12 protein-coding genes are annotated in these 14,654 nt (G+C 68.3%); 2 read left to right on the plus strand and 10 right to left on the minus strand.

Features of this window, described 5'->3' with window-relative positions; genetic code table 11:
• Window positions 1-125: 125 nt before the first annotated feature.
• From AC0B44_RS00485 to dapE, 3 genes are read right to left on the minus strand one after another with little or no spacing between them, the layout of a single operon-like run.
• On the minus strand, window positions 126-725 hold the full coding sequence (locus AC0B44_RS00485; RefSeq protein ID WP_378527319.1) for an LOG family protein: 600 nt from the start codon (window positions 723-725) through the stop codon (window positions 126-128).
• On the minus strand, window positions 722-1,534 hold the full coding sequence (locus tag AC0B44_RS00490; protein WP_471900980.1) for an LOG family protein: 813 nt from the start codon (window positions 1,532-1,534) through the stop codon (window positions 722-724). Before AC0B44_RS00490 ends, AC0B44_RS00485 begins: the two co-directional genes overlap by 4 nt.
• Window positions 1,535-1,544: 10 nt before the next feature.
• Window positions 1,545-2,621 carry a succinyl-diaminopimelate desuccinylase gene (gene dapE, locus AC0B44_RS00495; RefSeq protein ID WP_471900981.1) on the minus strand — a complete coding sequence of 359 codons (1,077 nt, stop codon included), beginning with the start codon at window positions 2,619-2,621 and terminating at the stop codon, window positions 1,545-1,547.
• A 100-nt stretch (window positions 2,622-2,721) separates the two neighbouring features.
• Between dapE and dapD the strand changes: the two genes are divergently transcribed.
• Both dapD and AC0B44_RS00505 read left to right on the plus strand, forming a co-directional pair.
• Complete coding sequence (dapD, locus tag AC0B44_RS00500; RefSeq protein ID WP_471900982.1) at window positions 2,722-3,675, plus strand: 2,3,4,5-tetrahydropyridine-2,6-dicarboxylate N-succinyltransferase; 954 nt, start codon at window positions 2,722-2,724, stop codon at window positions 3,673-3,675.
• Window positions 3,676-3,752: 77 nt separating this feature from the next.
• Window positions 3,753-5,087 (plus strand): amino acid permease, encoded by a 1,335-nt coding sequence (locus AC0B44_RS00505; protein ID WP_471901351.1) that lies wholly within the window; start codon window positions 3,753-3,755, stop codon window positions 5,085-5,087.
• On the opposite strand, the gene AC0B44_RS00510 is transcribed toward AC0B44_RS00505, so the two are convergent.
• From AC0B44_RS00510 to AC0B44_RS00540, 7 genes are all read right to left on the minus strand, one after another.
• Window positions 5,056-6,678, minus strand: a complete 1,623-nt coding sequence (locus AC0B44_RS00510) for a substrate-binding domain-containing protein (protein WP_471900983.1) — start codon at window positions 6,676-6,678, stop codon at window positions 5,056-5,058. The genes AC0B44_RS00505 and AC0B44_RS00510 overlap by 32 nt on opposite strands.
• Before the next feature lie 99 nt (window positions 6,679-6,777).
• On the minus strand, window positions 6,778-8,058 hold the full coding sequence (locus AC0B44_RS00515) for a PucR family transcriptional regulator (RefSeq protein WP_471900984.1): 1,281 nt from the start codon (window positions 8,056-8,058) through the stop codon (window positions 6,778-6,780).
• Window positions 8,059-8,191: 133 nt separating this feature from the next.
• Entirely contained in the window at window positions 8,192-9,634 is a 1,443-nt protein-coding gene (locus AC0B44_RS00520) for an acyl-CoA synthetase (RefSeq protein WP_471900985.1), read from the minus strand.
• A 43-nt stretch (window positions 9,635-9,677) separates the two neighbouring features.
• Window positions 9,678-10,385: a rhomboid family intramembrane serine protease gene (locus AC0B44_RS00525; RefSeq protein ID WP_471900986.1), complete on the minus strand. Its 708-nt coding sequence runs from the start codon at window positions 10,383-10,385 to the stop codon at window positions 9,678-9,680.
• Window positions 10,386-10,445: 60 nt separating this feature from the next.
• A complete protein-coding gene (gene dapC, locus AC0B44_RS00530; RefSeq protein WP_378527313.1) occupies window positions 10,446-11,555 on the minus strand; it encodes a succinyldiaminopimelate transaminase in 1,110 nt (369 codons plus the stop codon).
• Between the two features lie 33 nt (window positions 11,556-11,588).
• Window positions 11,589-11,912 (minus strand): ferredoxin, encoded by a 324-nt coding sequence (gene fdxA / locus AC0B44_RS00535; RefSeq protein WP_471900987.1) that lies wholly within the window; start codon window positions 11,910-11,912, stop codon window positions 11,589-11,591.
• 183 nt (window positions 11,913-12,095) lie between these two features.
• On the minus strand, window positions 12,096-14,651 hold the full coding sequence (locus tag AC0B44_RS00540; RefSeq protein WP_471901352.1) for a bifunctional FO biosynthesis protein CofGH: 2,556 nt from the start codon (window positions 14,649-14,651) through the stop codon (window positions 12,096-12,098).
• Window positions 14,652-14,654: the final 3 nt, after the last annotated feature.

A 14,654-nucleotide genomic window follows, 5' to 3' on the forward strand; every position in this document is an offset into this window, starting at 1 on the left:
AACTTGGCAACGAGACCGGGGAGGGAGATGGCCGATTCGCTCTCGGCGGGGGCGGCGGTATTCACTGGGTGATCCTCACTGCGACGTCGGGTCGGTCGGACGAACGGCGACAACGCCTTCCGAACTTACCGGAGAGTAGGGACCGGATGGGAGAATCGGTCCTCGGCTCTCCCGGCTCGCCCCGCGCACCGATCCAGAGCGTCCTCGAGATCGGCGGTGACATACAGCCCGTCGAGCGCACGTCGCGCCACGAAGCCCGTGTCCACCATCGACTCGAGCCACGTGAGCAACCCGTCGAAATGCCCGAACGGGTCGAGCATGACGACCGGTTTCTCGTGCATACCCAGATATCCGGCGGTCCATGTCTCGAAGAGTTCCTCGAGCGTGCCGATGCCACCGGGCAGCGTCACGAACGCATCCGCGCGATCCTCCATGATGCGTTTACGTTCCCGCATCGTCTCGGTGACGATCAGTTCGTCCGCGTCGACGTCTGCCACCTCGCGATGAACCAGCGCCTTGGGAATGACCCCGACCGTGTGGGCGTGCGCGTCGCGCGCGGCCTCTGCCACCGCCCCCATCATCGAGACGTTGCCGCCGCCGGAAACCAGTTGCCACCCTCGTCGCCCGATCTCCGTCCCCAAAGCCGACGCCAACTCCAGGTACTTGCGGTCGACCGGCCCCGACGCGCAGTACACACATACCGAGATCGGTTGCGCGCCGCTCACCACGAGGTCTCCTCTCCGTACAAGACTTCCTCCTCGTTGCCGCGGTGCGCCTCGCAAATGATCCGCACGGCCTCCTCGACGCTGTCGGTCACCGAGAGCAGGTCGATGTCCGAGTCGGAGATCTTCCCCTCCCGGGCCATCGTCGTACGCATCCACTCGACCAGCCCCGACCAGTACTCGGAGCCGAACAACACGATCGGGAAGCGGGTGATCTTGCCGGTCTGGACGAGTGTGACGGCTTCGAACAACTCGTCCATCGTGCCGAAGCCACCGGGCAGGCACACGAACGCCTGCGCGTACTTGACGAACATCGTCTTGCGCGCGAAGAAGTACCGGAAGTTCAGGCCGAGGTCGACCCATTCGTTGAGTCGCTGCTCGAACGGAAGCTCGATGCCGAGACCGATCGACAAGCCTCCGGCTTCGCACGCGCCCCGGTTCGCCGCCTCCATCGCCCCGGGGCCGCCGCCGGTGATCACGGCGTATCCCGCCTCGACCAGTGCCGCGCCGAGCTGCCGGCCGATCTCGTAATCGGGATGGTCGACGCCTGTGCGCGCCGAACCGAATACCGCTACCGCTCTCGGAACCTCCGCGAGCGCGCCGAAGCCTTCGATGAACTCGCTCTGGATGCGCAGCACACGCCACGGATCGGTGTGGACCCAGTCGGACGGTCCGCGACGGTCCAGCAAGCGCTGGTCGCGGGTCGTGGTGTCGCGGGCACGATCGCCGCGGAGCTGGACAGGTCCCCGCTGGACGACGTCGTCGCGGGAGGCGGGCCGATCCTCGGAGGAGGAAGAGGTATCTCCGGACATGACAGCAACGCTATCGCGTCAGGTAGCTGCGGAGAACGGCGGTGACATCGGTGATGCGCTGCACCTCGACGTGCTCGTCACGCTTGTGGGCGAGGTTGGGGTCGCCCGGACCGTAGTTCACCGCCGGAATTCCGAGCGCCGCGAAGCGCGACACGTCCGTCCACCCATACTTCGCACGGAACCGGCCACCGGCAGCGTCGACGAGAGCCGCGGCAGCCGGATGGGACAGCCCCGGAAGCGCGCCCGGCGACATGTCGGTCGTCTCCATCGTGATCGGCAGGCCGGCGAAGACCTCGTGGACGTGCGCGAGAGCGTCGTCGGGACTCCGGTCCGGCGCGAACCGGAAGTTCACGTCGAGTTCCGCCGCGTCGGGGACGACGTTGCCCGCGACCCCGCCGCCGATCCGTACAGCCGACAATCCTTCGCGGTACACGCACCCGTCGATGTCGACCGAGCGTGCCTCGTAACGCGACAGCCGGTCGAGCACCGGCGCCAGCTTGTGGATCGCGTTGTCTCCCAGCCACGACCGCGCCGAGTGCGCCCGGACACCGTCGGTCGTGATCCGGACCCGCAAGGTGCCCTGGCAGCCGGCTTCGATCTCGCCGCCCGTGGGTTCGCCGAGAATCGCCACGTCCGCGTCCAGCCAGTCGCGCAGTTCGCGCTCGATCCTACCGAGACCGTTGTACTTCGCCGCGATCTCCTCGCAGTCGTACATCACGAGCGTCAGGTCATGCGCAGGGTCGGTGATCGTCGCCGCAAGGTGCAGGAAGACGGCATCCCCGGCTTTCATGTCCGACGTGCCGCAGCCCCACAGCACGTCGCCGTCGAGGCGGGAAGGCACGTTGTCGGCGATCGGGACGGTGTCGAGGTGCCCGGCCAGCATCACGCGGCTTCCCAGTCCCCGGTCGGTACGGGCCAGCACGCAGTTGCCGCTGCGCACGACCTCGAATCCGTCCGTCTGCTCACGGAGCGCCTTCTCCACCGCGTCGGCGATGAGCGTCTCGTCCTGGGAGACGCTCGGGATATCGACGAGGGCGGCGGTCAGCCGGATGGGGTCGGCATGCAGGTCCAGGTGCGGTACGGCCATACGTGAACGATACGGAGGGCGGTAACCGAAGCTGGGGCCGAGTGCGTTTTTCCCCAGGGCCTCACGGGCGCGATTCGGGCCTCAAGTACGCTTCTTCACCGTGAGTGCACAGGGAGCATCAGCAGTAGGCATCGCAAACATCGCGGCCGACGGGACCGTTCTCGACACCTGGTACCCCGCCCCCACGCTGGGCGAATACACCGAAACCGGAACGACCCGCCTCGAGGGCACCGACATTCCGTCGGACCTGGCTCTGGTCGCCGGCGCCGACGAAGCCCGGGATGTGAATCAGGTCGTGGTACGCACCACGATCGCCGACCTGTCCGCGGCTCCGGTCGACACCCACGACGTCTATCTGCGTCTGCACCTGCTCTCCCACCGCCTGGTGAAGCCGCACGGCCAGAGCCTCGACGGCATCTTCGGGTTGCTCGCCAACGTCGTGTGGACCAACTACGGCCCGTGCGCGGTGGAGAACTTCGAGACCGTGCGGTCGCGTCTGCGCATCCGCGGACCGGTCACCGTCTACGGCGTCGACAAGTTCCCGCGCATGGTCGACTACGTCGTGCCGTCGGGTGTCCGCATCGCCGACGCCGACCGCGTGCGCCTCGGCGCTCACCTCGCATCCGGCACCACCGTGATGCACGAAGGCTTCGTGAACTTCAACGCCGGCACCCTCGGCAACTCGATGGTCGAAGGCCGCATCTCCGCGGGAGTCGTCGTCGACGACGGCTCCGACGTCGGTGGCGGCGCCTCGATCATGGGCACCCTCTCCGGTGGCGGCAAGGAAGTCATCTCCGTCGGCAAGCGCTGCCTGCTCGGCGCCAACGCCGGTGTCGGCATCTCGCTCGGCGACGACTGCATCGTCGAAGCCGGCCTGTACGTCACCGCGGGCACCAAGGTCACCGGCCCCGACGGCACCGTCGTCAAGGCCAAGGAACTCAGCGGAGCGTCGAACCTGCTGCTCCGCCGCAACTCGGTGAGCGGCGCCGTCGAGGTCGTGCCCAGCAAGGGCACCGGCGTCGAACTGAATGCCGCTCTGCACGCAAACGACTGAGGAAGATCGTGAGTCAAGCCCCACAGACGGACACTCCCGAGGATCTCGGGAGCGGGCTCAAAGTCCGGCATCTGACGATGATGGGGCTCGGCTCGGCTATCGGTGCCGGACTGTTCCTCGGGTCCGGCGTCGGCATCCAGGCGGCAGGCCCGGCCGTACTCATCTCCTACATCCTCGCCGGCATCATGGTCATCTTCGTGATGCGGATGCTCGGCGAGATGGGCGCTGCGCTGCCCATCAGCGGATCGTTCTCCCACTACGCCCGCATCGGCATCGGACGCTGGGCCGGCTTCTCCATGGGCTGGCTCTACTGGTTCATGTTGATCATGGTGCTCGGCGTCGAGATCACCGGTGCGTCGGCCATCGTGCAGTCGTGGCTGCCGGGGGTCCCACAATGGGTGGTCGCGCTGGTCTTCGTGACCTTCTTCGCGGTCGTCAACCTCGCGCAGGTAGCCAATTTCGGTGAGTTCGAGTTCTGGTTCGCGGCCCTGAAGGTCGCGGTCATCATCGGATTCCTGATCATCGGCGTCCTGCTGGTCTTCGGGCTGCTCCCGGGCACCGAACCGGTGGGGACCACGCACCTGCTCGGCGACGGGGACGGGTTCGCTCCCAACGGAATGGCAGGTATCGCCGCCGGTCTGCTCGCTGTCGCTTTCGCATTCGGCGGCATCGAGATCGTGACCATCGCCGCGGCCGAATCCAAGGACCCCGAACGGTCCATCGCGGTGGCGGTGCGCACGGTGGTCTGGCGCATCACGCTGTTCTACCTCGGCGCGATCTCGATCATGGTGCTGGTGTTGCCGTGGACCACCACGAGCGGCGAAACCTCGCCGTTCATCGCGGTGCTGGACGTGGCCGGACTCCCCTACGCCTCCGGGTTCATGGAACTCGTCGTGGTGATCGCCCTGCTGTCGGCCTTCAACGCCAACGTGTACGGAACCTCGCGGATGGCGTTCTCGCTCGCCCGAGGCGGCGACGGGCCGGCGATCCTCGGCAAGCTCACGCACCGCGGCGTGCCCCGCAACGCGGTACTGCTGTCGGTGTTCTTCGGCTTCGTCAGCGTGCTGCTCAACTGGCTGCTCCCCGACACCATTCTGGGAATCCTGCTCAATGCAGTCGGGTCGGCGCTGCTCGCCATCTGGATCTTCATCGTCGTCGCGCACCTGCGGTTGCGTCGCCGGTTCGAGGAAGAGGGAACGCTGCGCCTGCGCATGTGGTTCTTCCCCTACCTGAGCTGGTTCACGCTCGCGATGCTGATCGGGTTCATCGCCCTGATGCTCTCCGACAGCGGCGCGCGCGCCCAGCTCGCATCGACGTTCGTGTTGTTCCTGTTCATCACCGCGCTCGGATTCCTGTGGCATCGCCGACGGGACGCGAGGATCAACGACGACTCCGGTCTGCCAGAGCACTGACGAGAATCTGGGCCAGTTCGCTGGGGTCTCCCGCGAGGTAGCTCGAGCCCCCGGTTGCCGTCGCGATCTCTGCGAGAACGTCTCCGTCGGCGGTGTCCGTCACTCCGACGGTCAGCACTGGTACGGGCCGGGCGGGGTCGCGGAGTCGGCCGAGAGCGGCGAGAAGTTCGTCCTTCCCGATCCCGCCCGGATCATCGTTCCCTCCGTCCGTCACCACGATCACGCTGTTGACGGCCCTCGGGTCGTAGCCGGCCTGCGCCGTACGGAAGGCCTCGAGCACGGTGTCGTAGAGCGCCGTACCGGTGCCGGTGGAGTCGGGAACCCACTCGTCGAGCGAGGTCACGATCTCGCGCTGGGTCGCGCTTCCGATCGTCGTGTCGAAGCGGCGAACGGGCGCGATCTCCACGTAGTCGCGTCCCGGGACGCCGATGTCGCTGGCGAACATCCACAGTCCGGCAGACACGCTGTCCGGGAACACGTCGTCGGCGGCCTGCGCGGCCTGCGCCACGAGTTCGAGCGGGGTGGTGCCGTCCACCGGCCGCCGCATCGACTCGGACACGTCCACCACGATCAGGGTGCGCACCGGCAACGCGAGCAGGCTCCAGGTGCGCAGCGCCTCCTCCACGATGGAATCGTCGCGCAACTCGAGCACCGGGATCGTTCCGAGTCCACGAGCATCGGGCAGGGCGTGTCCGCCCCCGTCTCGGAAGCCTTCCCGGGCGAGGATCGCGCGCGCATCGCCCGAGTTCAGGGCATCGGCGAGGGAGGCTCCGGTCCGCGCCGCGCGCGCATTGCGGTCCGGATCGGGCGCGGTGACCACGACCGGGTAGTCGACCATCACGGTGCCGTTCGCCGGGATCCATACGTCGAGGTCCCTCTCCTCGGTTCGGCGGTACGACTGCACCTGTTGCTCGGTGGTCACGGAGACGCCGTCGCCCACGGTCGCGTCGAGCGCCGCATGCCCGGTCGGGGACTCGGTCTTGCGCGCACCCTCGCGTTGGGCAAGGACCGCGAGCACCGAGCGCACGGTTCCGACGGCGACGGTGTCGTCGGCGGTTTCCGCAAGTGCGGCCCTGATCGCCGCCGCGGCCGTACCCGTGCGGAGCGGATTGCCCAGGTTCAGACCGGAGACCGCGAGAGCGGACCGCCAGTTGGGTGCGACGGGTACGGCATCCGGGGCACCGGCGAGCACGAGGGGCGAGGTCGCGACCGGAAACGACAGCGTTCGCACCGACCCGGCCGCATCGTCCTGGGCACGTCGTGCCCACCATCCGCCCTCGGGAATCCACAGATCGGGAGCGCCGGCACCGGTTCCCAGTCGCGACGCAACCTCACCCGGTTCCTCCGCGGTGATCTCGAAGGCCGCGCATCCGGTGTCGGCACGGGCGAGTGCCTCGGCGACAGCGGGCGCCAGGGCGGGCGCTACGGCGAGTGTGTACTCGTCGGTCGTGGAGCAACCCAGACCCCATTGCCCCGAGACGAACGCCAACGCCGCAACGGCGAGGGCGGTCACCACCACCCCCACCAGAACCGGTCGCGCACGATCGGATCGCTTCCGATGCGGCGTCGACGCGCCGGATTCGTCCGTCACGTGATCCCCTCTCGCCACGATCGTCCGTCCGCCCCGACCCATGTGAACTTGGCCACATGGTATCGGGTGGACTTCGGATGTGTAACGAGAAGGTGAGCGTCAGCTCGCTTCGGGATACAACCCTTCGAGCCTGCGGGCGATCAGAGCGGCCTGCAACTGCCGCAGGCCCGACGGGCGGGTGGGATCGAAGCCGGTGAGCTGCGCGACCCGCTTGAGGCGGTAGTCGACGGTGTTGGCGTGCACGTGCAGCGTGCGTGCCGTGAGCTGCCGGCTGAGATCGTGCGCGATGTGCGTCTCGAGGGTCTCGACGAGTTCTGCGGCGTCGTCGAGCGGTTCGAGCACCCGGGCGAGATGCTTACGCGCCGGGCCGGGCCGGGTGAGCTGATACTCGAGGGCGAGGTCCGCGATGCTGTAGGCCCCCGCCGGCCGGCCCAGGCGGCGCACCAGATCGAGGAGTTCGTGCGACTGCTTCGCGGCCGACGGGATCTCCGGCACCTCCGCGTGGACGAGCGCGACGGTCACCTCCACCCCCGCGACGGTGCCGATCCGCTCCCGGAACTCGTCGATGAGTGCGGTAGCCGACGAACCGGGCAGCAGGACGGTGCCGCCCTCCGGGCCGAGCAACGCAAGATGCTTGCCTTCGCACAGCGTTTCGAGTTCGATCTCGACGCGCCGCAGGGTGCGGCGCGCCACCACTTCCGGCCGGACGTGGGGATTGCGCTCGTCGGGATGCCGAGCGAGCGAGACCGCGAGAACCGTGTAGCCGTCGGCGAGTTCGAGACCCGAGCGTTGCGCCACCGATGCCGCGTCCTGCCCGCTGAGCAGCGCGGTCACCAATTCCTGAGCCGCGACATCGCGTTCACGACGAATGGCGTCGAGTTCCGCGACGAACCCGGTGGTCGCGGCTACCGTCACCTTCTCGAGCAGGGCCATCCACAGCCGGGACGCGTCGGCGACCGAGGCGACGTCACCCTCGCGTGCTTTCTCGGTGACGAGTTCCCAGCCCAGGCGGATGCCCTCGTGGTAGATGCGCAGCATGTATTCGAGACGGAATCCGGCGCGTGCCCACTGCGCGGCGCTGCTGCGCAGGTCGGCAAGATCCGAGTCCGACGGCAACTCTCCGGCGTCGAGCAGATGGATCGCGATACGAAGACAGCGGACGGTCACCTCGGTGACGTCGCCTCGCAGCGACTCGCCAGGGCGCAGCGAACACGGCGCGACATTGTCCGCGAAGTGCGCCACGAGCTTGCGCGCGACAGCGGGCAGATCTCGCAGCGGTACCGACGCAGGTTTCCCGTCGACCACGAATCGGGGAACCTCGCTTTGACGACCGCCACCCCGGCCGTGCTCCGCTACACGGATCTGATCCGTTACAGACATCCCTCGAACCCCCATCGAAGTAACAAACCTATATACCGTGCAGTAGAGAATCCGCCTCGCACCACGGCATGCGCAACCCCTGGGACGTCTTTTATCTAGTCCGGGGTGACACGAAGACCTGCACGAAGCGTTGTCACCGGCCACCGTCCCCGAGTTGCCGCTTCTGCACCTTTCCCATCGCGTTGCGGGGCAGTGTGTTCACCACGCGAACCTCACGGGGTCGCTTGTGAACCGAAAGTTGTTCTGCAACATAGCTTATCAACTCATCTTCGTCCACCTTCGGCCCCGAGGCCGCAGGGACGACGAAGGCCGCGATGCGATGTCCCAGGTCGGGATCGGGCAGTCCCACCACCGCCACCTCCCCCACCGAGGGATGGCCGAGGAGCACCGTCTCGATTTCTCCCGCGCCCACCCGGAAACCGCCGGATTTGATCAGATCCGTCGATTCGCGGCCCACGATCCGGTGGAAACCGTCCTCGTCGATCACCGCGACGTCACCTGTGACGAACCATCCGTCGTCCGTCCACGACGCGGCGGTCGCGTCCGGCCGATTCAGGTAACCGTCGAAGAGCATCGGCCCCCGCACCTGGAGGACCCCGATGCTTTCACCGTCGTGGGGGACGTCGGCGCCGTGCTCGTCGCGAAGGCGGGTCTGCACTCCCGCGACCGGTGTCCCTACCCAGCCGGGGCGCCGTTCGCCGTCCACCCGGGTACTCAGCGTCAGCATCGTCTCGCTCATCCCGTACCGCTCGATCGGGGTCAGGCCCGTCAGCTCCCGCAGCTTCTCGAACACCGGTACGGGCAGCGGTGCGCTCCCGGAGACGAGCAACCGGGCACCGCTCAGCGCGCGGGCGGACTCCTCGTCCTCCGCGATGCGCGACCACACGGTGGGAACACCGAAGTAGAGGGTGCCCTGCGCCTGCGCATACGCCTGCGGGGTCGGGCTGCCCGTGTGGACGAGCCGGCTTCCCACCCGGAGCGGGCCGAGCAACCCCAGGACGAGACCGTGGACGTGGAACAACGGCAGACCGTGGACGAGGGTGTCGCGCTCAGTCCAGTCCCAAGCCTCGGCGAGCGCGTCGATCCCGGCCGCGATCGCCCTGCGACTGAGCAGCACGCCCTTCGGCGCCCCCGTGGTCCCGGACGCGTAGAGCACGAACGCAATGCGGGCGGGAGACGGCTCGGGCACATGATGCCAGTCGCGGGCGTGGAGCCGTACCGGCAGCACGGGCAGTTGCGGCACCTCCGGATGGTCGACGTCCGGGGCAGCCCCGACCCACGCCTGGGCACCCGAATCGGTCAGGATGTGCGCGAGTTCCGCGGGACCCGGATCCGGCGGCACCGGCACCACCGTCACACCGGCGAGCAGGCAACCGACGACCGCGACGACGGTTGTCGCCGTGGGGGTGGCGAGGACCGCGACCCGCTCGGCCCGCGCGACCCTCGCGGCCAGTGCCGTTGCGGCACCGAGCACGTCGCTCCGGGAGAGGGTGTGGCCGTCGATACGCACGGCATCGGGCAGATCGTCGCCGCGAGCGACGGCCAGTGGATTCAGCGAACGGAGAAGTGCAGACACAGGCGACAGGATTGCACACCCCGCGGCGGCTCCCCCACGCTCGTCATGAAGTGACGCCGCCGAGCGATCCGGACCGCGGCATCGACGGGCGGGGCGGCGGCAGCACGGTGCCGAGGACCGCGCCGAGCAGCATTCCGATCAATACGGCCACACCGTGTGCGTCGTCGAACGCCACCAGGACCACCCCGAGAAGGAAGGTCACCGACGAGGCGAGCAGCAACCGTCTGCGGGCACCCACCACCGGCCACAGGCCGGCGATCGACGCGGCGAGGGCGAGGGTTGCTCCGGAGGTCCCGGCACCGACCGACGGCGACACGAACGTCGTGAACAGCCCCCACAGGACCTGTCCGACGACGAAGAGCGCAACAGCCCGGTACCAGCCCCATATCCGCACGGCCGAGATGACGACCACCGCGAGCAGCACGAGATTCGCGACGGTCACCACGACGCCGCCGTCCTCGACGAGGCCGGCGGTCAGCACGCGCCACCACTGTCCCCCGTCGCGGGTGCGCACCGGTTCGCGCCGGAACAACTCGACCAGGGAGGGCACCAGCAGTCTCGTCACCGACGCGACCGCGACGACACCCCACAGCACCACAGCGGCCACCGGCGGCGGCCACCACCACGAGCGCGACGCTGCGCGTTCATCGCTGCGGGACGACCGGGGATCGGGCATCGCGACGAGGGCGGTGAGCGCTACGACGGCAGCGTAGAACGCCCACAGCCATGGATCATCGCCGGATGCACTCACGCGGCCAATCTACCGGCCCGGGCGTGGCCACACGGCCACGACGCCACCGGACCGGAGCGCTCAGCGCAGTCGCCGCGCTGCCGCTTCGATCGCATCGTCCGTCGCGGTGAGCGCGATCCGTACGTGCTGGACGCCGCCGGGGCCGTAGAACTCGCCGGGAGCCACCAGAATGCCCCGCTCGGCGAACCAGTCGACGGTCGCGCGGCACTCTTCACCGCGCGTCGCCCACAGATACAGTCCGGCCTCCGAGTGGTCCACGGTGAAGCCGGCGCCGCGCACAGCGGCCAGCAGGATCTCGCGGCGTGCCCGGTACTTCTCGCGCTGGACGTTCTCGTGCTCGTCGTCGTTCAATGCCACGGTCATGGCCGCCTGGATGGGCAGCGGCAGCATCATGCCCGCGTGCTTGCGCACCTCGAGCAGGTCGGCGACGAGGTCCGCGTCGCCGGTCACGAACCCGGCCCGATAGCTCGCCAGATTCGAGGTCTTCGACAGCGAATGCACCGCGAGCAGGTTCGTGTGGTCACCGTCGCACACGCTCGGGTGCAGGATCGACAGGGCTTCACCCTCCCAGGTGAGGCCGAGGTAGCACTCGTCGGAGACGACGATCGCGTCACGGCTGCGCGCCCAGTCGACGACCTTGCGCAGGTGGTCGAGGCCGAGCACCTTGCCGGTGGGGTTCGACGGGGAGTTGACGAACACCAGCGCCGCGCCCTCGGGCCCGAGACGGTTGAGTCCGTCGGCGCGGATGAGCCGCACCCCGGCGAGCAACCCGCTCACCTCGTACGTCGGGTACGCCAGTTCGGGGATGACCACCAGGTCGTCGGCACCGAGCCCGAGCAGCGTGGGTAGCCACGCGATCATTTCCTTGGTGCCGATGGCCGGCAGCACCGCCGCGGGGTCGAGCCCCGTGATGCCGTAGCGGCGGGCGAGCGCGCCCACAGCCGCGACACGCAGTTCCTCGGTCCCGTGGGTGATGGGATATCCCGGTTCCGCGGCGACCGATGCGAGTGCGTCACGGATGACGGGAGCGACCGGGTCCACGGGCGTACCCACGGACAGGTTCACGATCCCGTCGGGGTGCGCAGCGGCCTTGGCCTTCGCCTCGGACAGCGAATCCCACGGGAAGTCGGGGAGGTTTCCGGCTACCGATCGGCGCGTGCGTGCTTTCACAGGAGCACCGCCCGTTCGTACATCGAGCGACACCTACTCCTCGCCCATGTGAGGGAGGTTCTTGATGAACGGCGGGTCGTAGGCGACCTTGCCGAGCTTCGCGGCTCCACCGGGCGATCCGAGGTCGTCGAAGAAGTCGACGTTGGCCTTCACGTAGTCGGACCACTCGTCGGGAACATCGTCCTCGTAGAAGATGGCCTCGACGGGACAGACCGGCTCGCAGGCTCCACAGTCCACACACTCGTCGGGGTGGATGTACAACATGCGTCCACCCTCGTAGATGCAGTCGACGGGGCATTCCTCGATACATGCCTTGTCCAACACATCCACACACGGTTCCGCAATCGTGTACGTCACTGCTGTTTCCCTGCCTCTCTGTCTGCCCGCCGACCCGCTGCCCCGGCGCTCTGCCGGTCTGCGCGAGCCATCGTTCGTGGCCCACTCACCACTCGGTCCAGTATCCCCCGTTGTCCGGGCACTCCTCTGCATTAGGGTGCCCTGACCCCGGGGCCGGCAACCGTCGCGTCGGACGCCGACAGGTTACCGAACGGTCGCGTCCGCCTCGCGGGGTGCATATGCGGTGGTGCGCTGGCGTGCGGGCCGTCCGATGCCCTCTGCGATCGCGACGAGTTCTGCGACGGTCTTCTCGGAGCCGTGCTGGGACCCCGCCATCCGGGAGATCGTTTCCTCCATCAGCGTGCCACCCAGATCGTTGGCTCCGCCTTCGAGCATCGCCCGCGTTCCGGCGACACCCAGCTTGACCCAGCTGGTCTGGATGTTGTCGATGCGCCCGTGCAGCATGACGCGGGCCAAGGCGTGCGCGGCCCGGTTGTCGCGCATCGTCGGGCCCGGACGCGACGCGCCGGCCAGGTACAGCGGCGACGACTGGTGGACGAACGGCAGCAACACGAACTCGGTGAATCCGCCGGTGCGGTCCTGGATGCCGCGCAGCACGTTCAGGTGTCCCACCCAGTGGTGTGGCTGGTCGACGTGCCCGTACATCATCGTCGAACTCGAACGCAGGCCGACCTCGTGCGCGGTGGTGACCACCTCCACCCACTCGGCGGAGGGCAGTTTGCCCTTCGTCAGCACCCAGCGCACCTCGTCGTCGAGGATCTCCGCGGCCGTGCCGGGGATGGTGTCGAGTCCGGCTTCACGCAGGTCGATCAGCCAGTCGCGGATCGAGATCCCGCTGCGTGCCACGCCGTTGACGATCTCCATCGGCGAGAACGCATGCACGTGCATGGACGGCACACGTGCCTTGACCGCCCGTACCAGGTCGGCGTATCCGGTCACCGGCAACTCGGGGTCGATGCCGCCCTGCATGCAGACCTCGGTGGCACCGGCCACGTGCGCCTCCCAGGCGCGGTCCGCCACCTCCTGTGCCGAGAGCGTGAACGCGTCCGCGTCGCCCTTGCGTTGCGCGAACGCGCAGAACCGGCAACCGGTGTAACAGATGTTGGTGAAGTTGATGTTGCGGTTGATCACGTAGGTGACGTCGTCGCCGACGGTGTCGCGGCGCAGTTGGTCGGCCAGCGCGACGAGCGCCTCGAGACCGGGTCCGTCCGCGTTTGCGAGCGCGATGTACTCGTCGTCCGAGCATCCCGCGGGATCGCGCTCGGCCGAGCGCAACGCGGCCAGCACGTCGCTGTCGAGACGGACGGGCGCCGATTCGCCGAGGGCGAGCACCTGTTCGCGCACCGTTTCCCAGTCGCCGAATGCGCTGCCGAGGTCGGAGCGGTACTCGGTGTTGCGTCCGCTCACGTCGATCTCGGAGTTGAGGTCGACCCGGCCGGACGACTCCCAGTCGATGTCGGGTTCCTGCCACGGCAGCCCGGTCGGGTGCACGTCCCGGGCCAGTCCGGTCTCCGGGTCCGCGAGTGCGCGCACATGGGTGGTGATGCGGGGGTCGATCCACGGCTGCCCGGCCAGCACGTACTGCGGTTGGGCCGCGATGCGCTCGGTGAGGGTGAATCCGGCGTCGTCGCTGACCTCCGCGAGCGTGTCGAGGTTCGGCCACGGCCGTTCGGGGTTGACGTGGTCCGGTGTCAGTGGCGAGACGCCGCCCCAGTCGTCTACGCCGGCACCGAGAAGGGCGCGGCACTCGTCGAGCGAGACCAGGTTGGGTGGCGCCTGGATGCGCATGCCGGGGCCGAGGACCAGGCGTGAGACTGCGACGGCCGCGAGGAACTCGTCCAGATCGGCATCGTCGACATCGCGCATCGCGGTGTCGTCCTTCGCCCGGAAGTTCTGGACGATCACTTCCTGGATATGCCCGAAGGCCTTGTGCGACTTGCGAATTGCGTGGATGGAATCGGCGCGCTCGGCAACGGTCTCGCCGATACCCACGAGGATCCCGGTGGTGAAGGGCACCGACAACCGGCCCGCGTCGGTGAGTACCCGCAGCCGCACCGCAGGGTCCTTGTCGGGGCTGCCGTAGTGGCACTCCCCCTTCTCGGTGAACAGTCGCTCCGAGGTGGTTTCGAGCATCATGCCCATCGACGGTGCGACCGGCTTGAGGCGGGACATCTCGGCCCAGCTCATCACGCCCGGGTTGAGGTGCGGCAGCAGGCCGGTTTCCTCGAGCACCCGGATCGACATCGCCCGCACGTAGTCGAGCGTGGAGTCGTAGCCCCGCTCTTCGAGCCACTGGGCCGCCTCGGGCCAGCGCTCCTCCGGACGGTCTCCGAGTGTGAACAGCGCTTCTTTGCAACCCAGTTCGGCACCCTGACGCGCGATCTCGAGGATCTCGTCGGGTTCGAGGTACATGCCCCGGCCTTCGGCCCGGAGCTTGCCCGGCACCGTCACGAAAGTGCAGTAGTGGCACCGGTCCCGGCACAGTCGCGTGATCGGAACGAAAACCTTGCGCGAATAGGTGACGGTGCCGGGCCGCCCGGCGGCGAGCAGACCCGCGTCGCGGACCCGGGCCGCGGAGGCACACAGATCCTCGAGGTCGGATCCGCGCGCCTGCAGCAGGACTGCGGACTCGTCGACGTTGAGGGTGACGCCGTCGCGCGCGCGGCGCAACGCCCGACGCATCGCGGAAGGCGCCGGCGGCGGTACTGCCCCGGGACGCACGGACGGCGTCGGGAGCATCGC

Source organism: Rhodococcus sp. NPDC019050, from assembly GCF_055664235.1.

Bases quoted from the DNA above. Each gene is read 5' to 3' on its own strand.
- AC0B44_RS00490 (WP_471900980.1), bottom strand. From the start codon at position 1,534: ATGTCCGGAGATACCTCTTCCTCCTCCGAGGATCGGCCCGCCTCCCGC.
- dapE (WP_471900981.1), bottom strand. From the start codon at position 2,621: ATGGCCGTACCGCACCTGGACCTGCATGCCGACCCCATCCGGCTGACC.
- AC0B44_RS00505 (WP_471901351.1), top strand. From the start codon at position 3,753: ATGATGGGGCTCGGCTCGGCTATCGGTGCCGGACTGTTCCTCGGGTCC.
- AC0B44_RS00515 (WP_471900984.1), bottom strand. From the start codon at position 8,058: ATGTCTGTAACGGATCAGATCCGTGTAGCGGAGCACGGCCGGGGTGGC.
- AC0B44_RS00540 (WP_471901352.1), bottom strand. From the start codon at position 14,651: ATGCTCCCGACGCCGTCCGTGCGTCCCGGGGCAGTACCGCCGCCGGCG.